We start from the raw sequence: 13,123 nt of genomic DNA on the forward strand, positions 1-13,123 counted from the left end.
CTGCCCGACGCGGATTATTCCTCTGCTTGAGGCTCTTCTTGAGCTTCATCCTCGAATTCGATAGCATCATATTCTTCAGCAACGCTTTCGCGAAATGCCTCGCAGCGCTTGATACCGGCCGCGATGAATTCTTCGATCTCGGTGTCGCTTTCCATGCCTTCGATCCGTTCGATCAAACTATCGACGATCTTTTGCATGTCGTTCTCGGCAGTCTCCTCGTTCCGGACGAGCGCAAGCATGAAGAACCGTGTTGCGCTTTCGAAAGCCTGCCCGGCCGCCTGTTCATCCGCATCTTGCAGCGCGCCGCTGATATACGAATGCAGCGCGCCGCAATTGACGCCGCCTTCATAGATTTCTTCATCGCTCTGTGCGGCCGCAGGAACAGCGAAAGCCGCCGCAACAACGAGCGGCAAATATTTAAAAGTGTTGAGCATGGTCGGCAGGTCCTTGTCGATAGGCCGTCATCTAACGCACGAAGTCGCTAAAGTGTTTGTAGATACGCGACAATCCGCGCGCGATCTTCCGCGCTGCGCATTCCGCTATAGGTCATTTTGGTGTTGGGGACCACCTTGCGCGGGTTCTCGAGATAGCGATCCAATGTTGCCGCATCCCATATCAGGCCGGACTCACGCAGCGCAGAGCTATAGGCATAGTCGCCAACATGCCCGGCTTTGGCTCCATACACGCCCGCGAGCGAAGGACCTATTCCGTTTTTGCCCGGCTCCACGCGGTGGCACGCCACGCATTGCGCGAAACTGGCAGGACGAGCGCCGGTGACACTGGTTTGCTCTGCTACCACGGACTGTGATTCACCAGGAGCGCGAGTAATGCTGTCAGGCGAAGTATCCGTCTGCTCTCCGCAGGCGGAGAGTAGTGCCGCACCCGTGCAAATCGTCACAAACTGAATCCGCATTCGTCACTCCTCGATATCGCGAGCCTTGTGGCGTGATGGCATGGCAATCGCAAGATATGCCTGTGGCGCGATAGCCGCGGAGCAGCGGGCAAATCTCGTATGAAGCCAGTTTCCCCTTTCGGCAGGTGGTCACCGCGACTAACCGGATCGGCTGTATGTCGCAAACGCGCACCATTTCCGCCAGAGCCGAAAAAGATGAGACTCCTTGGCGCACCGAGCTAGCAGCTACTCTCAAGCTGTCCTGGCCGCTCGCGCTCGCCAATATTCTGCAGATGCTGACTTACGCGGTCGATGTGATCTTCATCGCGCGACTGGGCGAAGCACCGCTGGCTGCCGCTGCGTTGGCGGTTTCATGGTTCGGAATGCTGCTGTGGGCTCTATCCTCGCTCGTCGGAGCAGTCGCACCCATCATTGCAGCAGAGCTGGGAGAACGCGCCCCTGCCCTGCGCCCGATCCGCCGGGCAACACGCATGGCGCTGTGGCTTGCGGTGCTGGTCGGCATAGCCGCAATGGCCGCCTGTATGGCGATTGTCCCGATTGCCCGTGCGACGGGCCAGCAACCTGAAATCATCGCGCTCGCCCGCGAATATATGGTCGTTATTATCTGGTCGATGATCCCGATGCTGCTCGCCGCGGTACTGCGCAATTTCGTATCGACGTTAGGGCGGCCAATTTTTGCCACTGCAATCTCCGCACTCGGTATCGGTGTGAATGCGCTGGCAAACTATGCCTTTATTTTCGGCAATTTCGGCGCGCCCGAACTGGGCCTGCAAGGCGCGGCAATTGCAACGATCATCACGGCACTGTTCACACTTGCCTGTTATGTCATCGCGATCCGGCTCGACCGGACTATGCATCGCTATCACATCTTTGGCAGATGGTGGTCGCCCGACTGGGCGCGCTTGTGGTCGATTGTAAAAATCGGAACACCCATTGCACTGACCGTTTCGGCAGAGGCCGGCATCTTCGGCGCGGCCGCATTCCTGATGGGCAATATTGGAACGCCCCAACTCGCCGCCCATACCGTAGCACTCCAAATCGCTGCGCTCGCCTTCCAGGTTCCGTTCGGCGTGAGCCAGGCCGCCACTATTCGCGTTGGTTATTTCTACGGTGCACGCGACAAGGACGGCATAAAGCGCGCCGGGTGGTCTGCAATGCTGGTCGGCACGGGCTTTATGGCAATTTCCTGTTCGGCGATGGTGCTGATGCCGCGCACTTTACTGCATATCTATGTCGATCCTGACGCTGCGAAAAACGCCGTACTGGTCGGCTTCGCGCTGCAATATCTGGTGATCGCAGCGGCGTTCCAATTGGTTGATGGGCTGCAAGCCGTGGCAGCCGGAGCCTTGCGCGGCCTGCAAGACACACGCGTGCCCATGTGGATCGCGATCTTTGCCTATTGGGTGCCCGGATTTGGTGTAGCCATGTGGCTCGGCTTCTGGACGCCGCTCGAAGGGATCGGCGTATGGATCGGCCTTGCAACAGGCCTGGCAGTCGCCGCAGTGCTGCTGACTTGGCGCTGGGTGATGCGCGAGAAGCTTGGCCTTACCAACAGGCCAGCTGCAAGCGAGCCGAACTGACACACGCCTTAGCGAACAGCGCGAAACTTTTTCGCATCGCCACCTGTTGACTCCCCAGACACGCATACACATATGCGTAGCGCTGGCACTCTCGCTGTGAGAGTGCCAATATACTTTCAACCACTCTAACGAAGAGGTCATCATTATGGCATTTCGTCCGCTACACGACCGCGTTCTGGTCCGTCGCATCGAAGCCGATCAAAAAACCGCTGGCGGGATCATCATCCCGGATAGCGCGCAGGAAAAGCCAAGCGAAGGCGAAATCGTCTCCGTAGGCAGCGGCTCCAAAGCCGAAGACGGCACTGTAACTCCGCTCGACGTCAAAGCTGGCGACCGCGTGCTGTTCGCCAAATGGGGCGGCACCGAAGTCAAGATCGACGGCGAAGACCTGCTGATCATGAAAGAAAGCGATATCATGGGAGTGATCGGCTGATCACCCGCCTGCTTCAACGCTTTTCATTCAACGAACACAATTAAAGGAATTTCACCATGGCAGCCAAGGACGTAAAGTTCGGCCGCGATGCCCGCGAAGGCATCCTCAAGGGCGTCGATACGCTCGCAAATGCAGTCAAAGTGACGCTCGGCCCCAAAGGCCGTAACGTTGTTATCGACAAAAGCTTTGGCGCACCGCGCATCACCAAGGACGGCGTTACAGTCGCCAAGGAAATCGAACTGAAAGACAAGTTCGAAAACATGGGCGCGCAGATGCTCAAGGAAGTTGCGTCGAAGACCAACGACCTCGCCGGTGACGGCACCACCACTGCAACCGTTCTGGGCCAAGCGATTGTTCGCGAAGGCATGAAGTCGGTCGCAGCCGGCATGAACCCGATGGACCTGAAGCGCGGTATTGATACTGCCGTGTCGAAAGTCGTCGAGAATCTCGTCAGCCGTTCGAAGGATGTTTCGGGCAGTGAAGAGATTGCACAGGTCGGCGTGATTTCGGCCAATGGTGATCGCGAAGTCGGCGAAAAAATCGCAGAAGCGATGGAAAAAGTCGGCAAAGAAGGCGTCATCACCGTTGAAGAAGCCAAGGGCCTCGAATTCGAGCTCGACGTTGTCGAAGGTATGCAGTTCGACCGCGGTTATCTGTCGCCTTACTTCATCACCAACCCCGACAAGATGACTGTGGAACTCGAAAATCCATACATCCTGATCAACGAAGGCAAGCTGTCGAACCTGAAAGACATGCTGCCCATCCTCGAAGCAGCCATGCAGTCGGGCCGTCCTCTGCTGATTATCGCAGAAGACATCGAAGGCGAAGCGCTGGCTACTCTGGTAGTCAACAAGCTGCGCGGCGGCCTGAAAGTTGCTGCGGTCAAGGCACCGGGCTTCGGTGATCGCCGTAAAGCGATGCTGCAGGACATTTCGATCCTGACCAAAGGCGAAATGGTCAGCGACGAGCTGGGCATCAAGCTCGACAGCGTCACTCTGGGTATGCTCGGTGAAGCCAAGCGTGTCACCATCGACAAAGACAACACCACGATTGTCGACGGTGCCGGTTCGCAGGACGATATCAAAGCCCGCGTGAGTGAAATTCACGCGCAGATCGAAACCACCACCAGCGATTATGACAAGGAAAAGTTGCAGGAACGTCTGGCGAAACTCGCTGGCGGTGTTGCAGTGATCAAAGTCGGCGGCGCTTCGGAAGTCGAAGTCAAGGAACGCAAGGACCGTGTCGATGACGCGCTCCACGCAACCCGCGCTGCGGTTGAAGAAGGCATCGTGCCCGGCGGCGGTACCGCTCTGCTCTATGCCACCAAGGCTCTCGAAGGCCTCAAAGGTGACAATGACGACCAGACACGCGGTATCGACATCGTGCGCAAGGCAATTCTTTCTCCTGTTCGCCAGATCGCATCGAACGCAGGCCACGATGGCGCTGTAATCTCGGGCAATCTTCTGCGCGAAGATGACGAGACCCAGGGCTTCAACGCGGCCACCGATACTTATGAGAATCTGGTCAAGGCCGGTGTTATCGACCCGACCAAAGTTGTTCGCATCGCGCTGCAGGACGCAGCATCGGTTGCCGGCCTGCTGATTACAACCGAAGCGGCGATCACCGACGCTCCGGAAGACAAGGACTCCGGCCCGGCAATGCCCGATATGGGCGGCATGGGCGGAATGGGCGGCGGCATGGGCTTCTAAGCCCACCGCTTCTCAGAAAAGCCAAAAGAAGGGCCCGGTGGAGCAATCCGCCGGGTCTTTTTTTGTGTGCACTCATGAGTATAATCGCCGCATCGTCGCTAGGGGGTTTGTCAATGAAAAGCGTTTGGATATGTCTGGCTGCATTGGGCGCAGTGTTTCCACTGTCGGCCCATGCGCAGGAGCCTGCCGAACAGGTGACTTGCGATGACGCCATGGTCAACCGCATCACAGCAACCGCCGATTCGCTCTCTCGAAATTGGAACGATGAACAACTTGGTGCCATCGCAAATGTCCGGGACCAGTGCATGGAAAATCCCGATATAGCTTTGGGCTTCGGCGTTGCGCTTTTCCACCGGACTAACGCGGCTCAGTTGACCGATGCCGAGCTGCTGGAAACCCTGCATCTGATTTGGAACGAAGTTTTGCGTATCGGCACATTGGACGACCAGGTCGAGCGGCAAGCCGTGTTATCCGAACTCGCACAGGCGACGATGACAAAGTTCCTATCCTTTTCCGAGGCACATAACGGGTCAACCAGTACGTTCTTCAGCCAACCTTCTGCTGCTCCGCAAAATTGCCCGCCATCCGAAACTACTATCGCGATAAGGCTTGCGGAGAATTACACAGAGCGCGGCGGCGGTCACCAATCCGGCTTTCTCAAAGCGCTGGCCACCGCCTGTAATAACGTCCCGGCCAGTCGCCGCGCGCCGATTGTGTGGTATGGCAGCCATATCAAGGACCGCACCAAATCTACGAAAACACCGGAAGAAAAAACGGCGCTGCTCAACACAAGTGTTGCTGTGATCGGAAACTATCTTGCTGGCGAGACCGCACCTACAACCGAGTCTCTCGCACAATCGACGCTCAAAGCGATAGCGCGTGAGATGCAGGACTTAGGCGGGCTGCCGGACCCAACGGAAGCGGCTTTTTGGGAAGGGCGAGACGAGCTTAACGCTTTTCGCACACTGGTGGTTGGCCGGCGAATTGGCGAGATCTGGGTCGATCTTGAACAGAGCGGGGAGGCACGTACGGAAGAAATCCGCGAGCGAATTCAGAAACTGCACGCATTTGTGAAAGCGCTCGACACGGCAACTGCGCCGCATGGCGACAGCGCCCGCGCTGCGGCATATGAGGCGTTTGTGCGCCACAAAGACGGCGAGTTCGACAAGCCACGCCTGACCAAATGGGCGAAAAGCAAATTTGTCCCTCCTCCAGAGATTTTGTATAAGCCATTGAAGCCGAACGAGGTTAATTAGGAACACAGCGGCGGTGTCGTTTAGTTAGCCGACCATCGAAGGCTGTTGGTCGAATTTATACAAGTTGCAGTGCCTTCATCGTGCTATTTATGCGTCATGCAGCAGGTGCCTCGCCAAGACGGAGACGCCCACGATCCGCGCCCGGCGGAGCGCTACACACAGCCTAAGCAAAACACTCTTATACGCGTCGGCAAAAAGCTTCGCGATCCGGTAAACGGTTTTTTGGCGAAGCAATCCCTCGTCGGCGATGCACCGGTGATCGATTCAGCGCTGGTCCCCGGACTTGACGAAGTGGCCCCGCAATGGCCGGAATTTCGCGACGAAATCGAGCCGTTGATGCGCGAGCGGGAGGGCATTCCACCACTCGGTGAGATATCTCCGGACCACCGCCGGATTGCCTCGACACCTGCATGGAAGAGCTTTTTCTTCCGTGGTTACGGGTATGAAGCAAAGGCCAATCAGGCGCGCTGCCCCAAACTCACCCAAGCCATCGATTCCATACCCGGTGTAGTGGTGGCGTTTCTGTCGATCATGGAGCCTGGCACCCATGTCCCCTTGCATCGCGGGTTGACGAAATCGTGGCTCAATTGCCATCTGCCGCTGATGCTGCCGGACGACGGGAAGCGCTGCGAAATTGCTGTGAATGGCGAAATATACCAATGGCGCTATGGCGAATGGCTGGTGTTTGACGAGACCTATCCGCATGAAGTCTGGAACGAGTCCGACCAGCCGCGCGTCATGTTGCTTTTACAGGTCCAGCGGCAAATGCGCTGGCTGGGCAGGATGGTGACGCGCGGCATCTATCACGGCGTGCGAAATTCCAGCTTCGTGAACGACGTGAAAGCGGCGATCGGCGCGAGCAAACGTTAGGCGCACTTCCCTTTCCGCTGATCCTGCCGCATGTAACACTGCAACGACAGATTTTCGAAGAGGACCGCCTGCCATGACCCGACTGCCCAAGACAAAATTGATCGCTGTGTTGCTCGCTTCGGCCGCAGTTGCGAATTGCGGCGGGTTATCCGAGCCGGTGGTTGCCAAAATCGAATGCACGACCACACAGACTGAATGCATCAACACGTGGTTCGATGCCAAATTTGACGAGCTGGTTGCGTTCAGTCCGATGTTGCAGACATCGCTCGGAATGAAGTCCGATTACGACAAGATCGACGATTTGAGCGCCGAGGCTGAGCAAAAACAGCTGGAATGGTGGCAGAATACCGCCGCCGAGATGGAAGCCAATTTCGACTATGACGAATTGTCGGACGATGCCAAACTGTCCTGGGACATGTGGCAATTCCGCAAGGAACAGGCCGAAGCGGCAGCCAAGTTTCGCAATCAGACTTATATTCTCCACCAGATGAACGGAACGCAATCGGCGTTGCCCAGCTTCCTGATCAGCCAGCACAAGGTCGAAAGCGAAAGCGATATGACCGCTTTCATTGCTCGGCTGGGCGGGATCGGGACGGCGATGGATCAATTGCTTACCCGGGCCCAGGCCAATGCCGAGGCAGGGACCCGGCCCCCGCAATTCGCCTATGACGCAGTGATTGAGGAATCGCAGAATATCACCACCGGCGAACCGTTTGACAAAAGCGGTGAGCCCTCCGCCCTATGGACTGCAAGCGAGGACCATATTGCCAAGTTGGTCGATGATGGCACGGTCACTGCGGAGCGCGGCGAGGAATTGCGCGCAGAAGCCCGTACCGCGCTGACCGAGCAGCTGGCACCCGCATACGCCCGCATTATCGAGTGGTTTATAAAGGACCGCGCCAATGCCGATGCCGAAGCACGCGGAGCGAGTGCGCTTACCAACGGTGAGGAATACTACAATCATCAGCTCCGCATGATGACCACCACCGATCTGACTGCGGACGAAGTGCACGAAATCGGCTTGTCGGAAGTCGCGCGCATTCGGACCGAAATGGAAGCGATCAAGGACAAGGTTGGATTTGACGGCGATCTGCCAGCCTTCTTCACATTCATGCGCGAGGATGATCAGTTCTATTTCTCCGATGATGATAAAGGCGCGCAGGATTATATCGATGCCGCAAAGAAGCATCTGGCATTTATCGATACCAAACTGCCTGAGTATTTCGGCATATTGCCTAAAGCACCGCTGGAAGTCCGCCGGGTCGAACCGTTTCGCGAACAGGACGGTGCAGCGCAGCATTACCGCCCAGGCACGCCCGATGGGTCACGGCCGGGAATCTATTACGCGCATCTATCCGATATGCGCGCGATGCCCATTCCGCCGCTGGAAGTGATTGCCTATCACGAGGGCAACCCCGGCCATCATATGCAATTATCGATCGCGCAGGAACTAACCGGCATCCCGAAATTCCGGTCGCAAGGCTATTATTTGTCGGCCTATGGCGAAGGCTGGGCGCTGTATTCCGAATTGCTGGCGAAAGAGATGGGCGCGTACAAAGACCCCTATTCCGACTTTGGCCGCCTGACGACGGAAATGTGGCGCGCAATCCGCTTGGTCGTCGATAGCGGTATCCATGCCAAAGGCTGGAGCGAGCAACAGGCGGTCGATTATTTCATGGCCAATTCACCGATGCCGGAAACAACGGTGCGGAACGAAGTGCAGCGCTATATTGTCTGGCCCGGTCAAGCGACTTCCTACAAAATCGGTATGATCCGGATTCTTGAGCTCCGCGCCAAAGCGAAAGAAGAGCTTGGCGACGATTTCGATATTCGCGGGTTCCACGACACCGTTCTGGGCGGCGGTTCGGTGCCGTTGAACCTGCTTGAAACGCGGGTGGATCAGTGGATCGCGAGCCAGAAAGCGAACAATTAGACCTGCTGATTAGGGGTGTCTCGGAACGGTGCGCCAAGCGTGCGGTCTAGCGGCAAATCTTCGCTCGCCAAGCGATCGTAGACGCCGATATCGATCTCGTCCTGCGGAATATCGTCGCGGAACGTGCCGTGCAATCGGTCCCAGAAGCTAAGACCGCTGGTGTAGTTGCTGTCGCGCTCCGACTTGATGCTCGAATGATGGATGCCGTGCATCTTCGGCGTGGTGAAGGCGCGCGCGAGCAAATTATCGGTGAGGCCCGGCAACCGCATATTCGAATGGTGAAACAGGATCGAGAAATTGAAGAAATTGCGCCACCAGCGCAAAGATTTCGGGCTCGCACCCGATAACCGCACCTGCACAAGCCGCCACGGCAACGAGACAAACATATCGAGAGGGTGGAACCGCACCGCCGTGCTCGCATCCATATCCGGATCGATGTGGTGCACACGGTGGAAACGCCACAGGAACGGGACCCTATGCGTGGCGACATGCCAACAGTAAAAACCGTAATCCATCGCAGCAATACCGCCGATTAGGCGCAGGGGACGCGGCAATCTTTGCGCCAGTCCCCGCCCCTTCTCCAAATTCTTCACAGCAATCGCCTGCGTCAACGGCTCTTCCACCGCAGCAACAATCACGGCGCATCCAGCACCCAAGACAGCATTGCTGATATTGCGCGGTATTGTGGGCGTCTTAGCTTCACGCAGCGGTTTCTTACGCTCCATCAGTAATATGCCGCCAACCACCGCGCCAGCCGCTGCCATCATTGCGATCTTGCCGAGCTTCATGCTGCCTCAATGCCCCATAGCGCTGCCGCAGTCGAGCGGTTACAGAACGGTGCATGACCGCTCCGCTGATTTCGATATTCTGCCGCTGGCCTACTCCGGGTGAAGCCAAGACCCGGTTGATTCCTGGGTTCGGACCGGAAGGCGCGGCGGCGATTTATACCAAGCTGCTTGCGCATACAGTCGAAGTGGCGCGGGCAAGCGGTATCCCATTCGAACTGCGTGTGACCGGCGCGCCGGTTGAGCAGTTCCACGCAGGCCTCGGCGAGGATATGCAGGTGGTCGAGCAAGGCGATGGAGACCTGACTGCCAAACTCTCCCGCGTCCCGGCACCTGCGATTGTGATTGGCAGCGATTGCCCGGGTTTGACGCCGGAGATACTCCGCGCCGCCCGCGATACGCTGGTGACCGATCCGATGGTGATCGGCCCAGCCAGCGATGGCGGGTATTATTTGCTTGGTTATAACAAGCCAGCGGATTTCGCTTTCACCGACATGGAATGGAGCACCGAAACCGTTTTTGCCGAAACTCTGAAGCGGTTCGTTGCGCGCGGCATTCGCCCAGCTGTTCTGCCTGAACTTGGCGATGTCGATACCGCTGCCGATCTTGAGCAATGGCCGGAATTCTTGCCGTGAGCGCCCCTGTCGGCATCGTACTGCCCGTGCTCAACGAAGAGCGCGCCCTGCCCGGATTGTTGGATATATTGACGAAGCTTGATCCACAGCCTGCCGATATCCTGTTTGCGGATGGCGGAAGCAGCGACCATACGCGGGAATTGATCCGGCAGGCTGGCTATCGCCTACTCGAAACCGAAGCAGGCCGCGCAATCCAGATCAACGCAGGCGTCGAAGCTATCGCGGCAGAACTTGTGTGTGTGCTCCATGCAGACACAATCCCGCCCGCCGATATGGTGTCGGTAATCGCCGATACTCTCGCCGATCCGAAGATCGCGCTGGCCAGCTTTACCCCTCTGATCAAAGGGCCGGATAAGACCCGCTGGTTCACTACGTTCCACAACTGGATCAAGACTTGGTATGCGCCGATGATCACGCGCCCGCATCTGTTTGTGCGCGGCGTCCGGCTATTGTTCGGCGACCATGCGATGTTCTTTCGCCGCGCGCAGTTTCTAGAAATAGGCGGCTGCACACCCAGCGATGCGGTGATGGAGGAGGCTGATCTATGCGTGAAATTCGCACGGCTTGGCAAAATCAAGCTGGTCCGGCGCTGGATCGAAACATCCGACCGGCGGATCGCCGCCTGGGGGCCGCTGAAGGCAAACTGGATCTACTTCAAAGTCGGCATTTTGTGGGCGGTGGGCGCGCGCGGCCGGATGGCAAAGGATTATCCGGACGTGCGGTGATTACTTCTGTTCGTCATTGCGAGCGGAGCGGGACGATTTCTCCTCCCCTTCGAAAGGGACGCCCGGTGGGGGTGCACGCCGCCAGCAATCAGTCGAACACCCACCCCCCGCCCCTCTCGCATGGAGGGGCATTCTACTCTTGGGGAACCTGTTCGCCGCTCAAAAACCCAACCTTAATACAATACGAAATCAGCCGATGCAGGAATTCCGCCCCCGTTGGCGAACAGACCAATCCGGTCATTTCCTGTGCGGTGCGATCATCGAATTCAGGATTGCGCTGGAAATAGCTGGCATAAAGCCCCGCCACCCGCTTGTAGAGGCGGCGCTCGAGTGCGGGTAATTCCGAAGGATCGAAACCATCGGGCTCGACCAGACTAGGCCGGTGGAATTGCGGGAAGCTGGCAATCGCGTCAGTGAAAAATCCGACCGGAATCGGGCGCCCCGAAACCAGATGATATGCCCCGCCCTGAGCGCGCCGCATATTCTGCGCCAACGCCACAATTCCAGCCGCCACATGATCGAGCGGCACAAAATCAAGCGTCGCATCACTGCGCGCAGGCATATGGCGTACGCGCCCCTCGGCGATCAGCTTGAACGCGGCGTAAGTCGTGTCGAATTGCCGGATCATCCCGCTATCGCTCTCGCCAACGACAATGCTGGGCCGGGCGATGGCAAAGGGAACTCCGCTCGCTCGCACTAGCTTCTCTGCCGAGGCCTTGCTCGCTTCATAGCCATTGGCAAAGCCCTGGCTTGGCACGGGGTCGCTTTCCAGAATTGGGCCATTGCGCGTGCCGCACACATAGGCGGTGCTGACATGCAGGATCGGCATATCACCCGAGCGGGCAAATTCGACTGCATTGGCCGCGCCGCCGGTGTTGACCGTGCGATAGGTCTCGTCGTCAAGGTCAAAACGGACCGTTGCAGCGCAATGGATTAGCAGGTCGTGACTGGCTGTCAGGCGGTCCCACTCTGACTTCTTCCAGCCGAATAATGGCTGCGAGACATCGCCCGAAACGACTTCGGTAGGATGTACTTCGCTATTGTCATTTGCGCGTATGTTGCGGTTGTTATGGACGAGCGCGGTTACGCTGTGACCCGCCGTAAGCAGGCGCGCAGCCACTTCGCCGCCGATCAGGCCGGCCGCACCAGTCAGAAATATTCTCAACAGCAGGCTGCCGGGGCTTCGGGAGTACTGGAAACATTGTCAGCGAACGGAATCGCGACCCCGCAATCAGGAAACACGCCGTAATGTGTGCTGAAATCACCGAAGAAATCGAAATGCTCGGCAAAGCGTGTGTCGGCGAGCATTTTCCAGCTATTCCCGCAGATCAGGAACATCCGGCCTGCTTCGATATGATGATGGTCGTCGAGTTCGAACACCCGCTCCTGCCCGCGCACTGTTCCCTTGTAGCGGACGGCCTGCCCGTAATCTTCGCACTGCATCTCAAGTCCGGGCAGTTTGAACAATCGGAATGTCGCGGAGAAGAAGTTGATCCCGTCGAGCTTCGCTGCCACTTCCGGATCGCCGATGCCAAGCGGGCGGCTTGAGACCAGACGCGGATCAAGGAAGCCGGCTTTCTTAGCATGGTCGATAAAGTCACCCCAATAAAGCGCGCCCGACAGGCATTCGCCGTGCAGAACCGGATCGCTTTGCAGCGGTACCGGAACACGCCGGTCTGAATAGACGTCGGAGAAGTATAACTCCCCGCCCGGTTTGAGCAGGCGGTAGGCGCTCGAGAACACTGCCTGCTTGTCCGCGACCAGATTGATGACGCAGTTGGAGACAATCACGTCATAGTGGTTTTCGGGCAAATCGAGCGCGCCCAGCTTCTCAATATCGCCTTCTACAAACATCACGTTGGATTTGGCATATCCAAACTTTTCGCGGTGCCATTCGCGATGCTCGTTAGCGACGGCAAGCTGTTCGGGGGTCGTGTCGACACCAGTGACCGTGCCGTGCTCGCCCACAATCTGCGCGAGAATATAAGCGTCCTGCCCGCTGCCCGAACCAAGATCGAGAATATGTGCGCCGTCGATAGCTTGGGGGGACACCAAACCGCAGCCATAATAGCGGGCGCGGACTTCCTCATGCACATTACGCAGCGCGTCCAGTATGGCGGGCGGCGGTGCTTCACTTGTGCAGCAAGCATCGGTTTTCAGATCACCCGATCCGCCCAAAACCTTGCCGTAATAGTCACGGCTGTTTTCGATATTCATGTAACTTCCAGTCCCCTCTGGCCGAATGACCGACCAAGCGTCGCGTGTTGCGTGGCACAAATAGGTT

13 protein-coding genes are annotated in these 13,123 nt (G+C 57.6%); 8 read left to right on the forward strand and 5 right to left on the reverse strand.

Translation table 11 applies throughout. The features are described 5' to 3' along the window. Positions 1-14 precede the first annotated feature (14 nt). Both GRI35_RS00590 and GRI35_RS00595 read right to left on the reverse strand, forming a co-directional pair. A complete protein-coding gene (locus GRI35_RS00590; RefSeq protein ID WP_160612226.1) occupies positions 15-434 on the reverse strand; it encodes a hypothetical protein in 420 nt (139 codons plus the stop codon). Positions 435-481: 47 nt separating this feature from the next. Next, positions 482-913, reverse strand: coding sequence for a c-type cytochrome (locus GRI35_RS00595; protein WP_160612227.1), 432 nt, complete (start codon positions 911-913; stop codon positions 482-484). A gap of 155 nt (positions 914-1,068) precedes the next feature. Here GRI35_RS00595 and GRI35_RS00600 point away from each other — a divergent pair, with 155 nt between their 5' ends. From GRI35_RS00600 to GRI35_RS00625, 6 genes are all read left to right on the forward strand, one after another. Further along, positions 1,069-2,493: an MATE family efflux transporter gene (locus GRI35_RS00600; RefSeq protein ID WP_160612228.1), complete on the forward strand. Its 1,425-nt coding sequence runs from the start codon at positions 1,069-1,071 to the stop codon at positions 2,491-2,493. 145 nt (positions 2,494-2,638) lie between these two features. Next, positions 2,639-2,926 (forward strand): co-chaperone GroES, encoded by a 288-nt coding sequence (groES, locus tag GRI35_RS00605; RefSeq protein WP_160612229.1) that lies wholly within the window; start codon positions 2,639-2,641, stop codon positions 2,924-2,926. 56 nt (positions 2,927-2,982) lie between these two features. After that, positions 2,983-4,635: a chaperonin GroEL gene (groL, locus tag GRI35_RS00610; protein WP_160612230.1), complete on the forward strand. Its 1,653-nt coding sequence runs from the start codon at positions 2,983-2,985 to the stop codon at positions 4,633-4,635. Between the two features lie 113 nt (positions 4,636-4,748). Then, on the forward strand, positions 4,749-5,891 hold the full coding sequence (locus tag GRI35_RS00615) for a hypothetical protein (RefSeq protein WP_160612231.1): 1,143 nt from the start codon (positions 4,749-4,751) through the stop codon (positions 5,889-5,891). A gap of 96 nt (positions 5,892-5,987) precedes the next feature. Beyond that, positions 5,988-6,761: an aspartyl/asparaginyl beta-hydroxylase domain-containing protein gene (locus tag GRI35_RS00620; protein ID WP_160612232.1), complete on the forward strand. Its 774-nt coding sequence runs from the start codon at positions 5,988-5,990 to the stop codon at positions 6,759-6,761. Positions 6,762-6,834: 73 nt separating this feature from the next. Next, on the forward strand, positions 6,835-8,694 hold the full coding sequence (locus GRI35_RS00625; RefSeq protein WP_160612233.1) for a DUF885 domain-containing protein: 1,860 nt from the start codon (positions 6,835-6,837) through the stop codon (positions 8,692-8,694). Here GRI35_RS00625 and GRI35_RS00630 read toward each other — a convergent pair. Then, positions 8,691-9,482, reverse strand: a complete 792-nt coding sequence (locus GRI35_RS00630) for a sterol desaturase family protein (RefSeq protein WP_160612234.1) — start codon at positions 9,480-9,482, stop codon at positions 8,691-8,693. The two genes, GRI35_RS00625 and GRI35_RS00630, sit on opposite strands and share 4 nt — an antisense overlap. 53 nt (positions 9,483-9,535) lie before the next feature. Between GRI35_RS00630 and GRI35_RS00635 the strand changes: the two genes are divergently transcribed. Beyond that, on the forward strand, positions 9,536-10,114 hold the full coding sequence (locus GRI35_RS00635) for a TIGR04282 family arsenosugar biosynthesis glycosyltransferase (protein WP_160612235.1): 579 nt from the start codon (positions 9,536-9,538) through the stop codon (positions 10,112-10,114). After that, positions 10,111-10,839 carry a glycosyltransferase gene (locus GRI35_RS00640; RefSeq protein ID WP_290258983.1) on the forward strand — a complete coding sequence of 243 codons (729 nt, stop codon included), beginning with the start codon at positions 10,111-10,113 and terminating at the stop codon, positions 10,837-10,839. Before GRI35_RS00635 ends, GRI35_RS00640 begins: the two co-directional genes overlap by 4 nt. Before the next feature lie 133 nt (positions 10,840-10,972). Here the strand turns inward: GRI35_RS00640 and GRI35_RS00645 are convergent, their stop codons facing one another. Continuing rightward, the gene (locus GRI35_RS00645; protein WP_235900083.1) at positions 10,973-12,004 is read right to left on the reverse strand and encodes an SDR family oxidoreductase; all 1,032 of its coding nucleotides are present in this window, start codon (positions 12,002-12,004) and stop codon (positions 10,973-10,975) included. Beyond that, positions 12,001-13,056, reverse strand: coding sequence for a methyltransferase domain-containing protein (locus GRI35_RS00650; protein ID WP_160612237.1), 1,056 nt, complete (start codon positions 13,054-13,056; stop codon positions 12,001-12,003). The genes GRI35_RS00645 and GRI35_RS00650 overlap by 4 nt, the downstream gene beginning before the upstream one ends. Positions 13,057-13,123: the final 67 nt, after the last annotated feature.

The organism is Pontixanthobacter aestiaquae (assembly GCF_009827455.1).
GTDB classification, from domain to species: Bacteria; Pseudomonadota; Alphaproteobacteria; order Sphingomonadales; family Sphingomonadaceae; genus Pontixanthobacter; species Pontixanthobacter aestiaquae.

Excerpts from the sequence above, each read along its gene's own strand:
- GRI35_RS00590 (WP_160612226.1), bottom strand. The coding sequence starts at position 434 with ATGCTCAACACTTTTAAATATTTGCCGCTCGTTGTTGCGGCGGCTTTC.
- GRI35_RS00595 (WP_160612227.1), bottom strand. The coding sequence starts at position 913 with ATGCGGATTCAGTTTGTGACGATTTGCACGGGTGCGGCACTACTCTCC.
- GRI35_RS00600 (WP_160612228.1), top strand. The coding sequence starts at position 1,069 with ATGTCGCAAACGCGCACCATTTCCGCCAGAGCCGAAAAAGATGAGACT.
- groES (WP_160612229.1), top strand. The coding sequence starts at position 2,639 with ATGGCATTTCGTCCGCTACACGACCGCGTTCTGGTCCGTCGCATCGAA.
- groL (WP_160612230.1), top strand. The coding sequence starts at position 2,983 with ATGGCAGCCAAGGACGTAAAGTTCGGCCGCGATGCCCGCGAAGGCATC.
- GRI35_RS00615 (WP_160612231.1), top strand. The coding sequence starts at position 4,749 with ATGAAAAGCGTTTGGATATGTCTGGCTGCATTGGGCGCAGTGTTTCCA.
- GRI35_RS00620 (WP_160612232.1), top strand. The coding sequence starts at position 5,988 with ATGCAGCAGGTGCCTCGCCAAGACGGAGACGCCCACGATCCGCGCCCG.
- GRI35_RS00625 (WP_160612233.1), top strand. The coding sequence starts at position 6,835 with ATGACCCGACTGCCCAAGACAAAATTGATCGCTGTGTTGCTCGCTTCG.
- GRI35_RS00630 (WP_160612234.1), bottom strand. The coding sequence starts at position 9,482 with ATGAAGCTCGGCAAGATCGCAATGATGGCAGCGGCTGGCGCGGTGGTT.
- GRI35_RS00635 (WP_160612235.1), top strand. The coding sequence starts at position 9,536 with ATGACCGCTCCGCTGATTTCGATATTCTGCCGCTGGCCTACTCCGGGT.
- GRI35_RS00650 (WP_160612237.1), bottom strand. The coding sequence starts at position 13,056 with ATGAATATCGAAAACAGCCGTGACTATTACGGCAAGGTTTTGGGCGGA.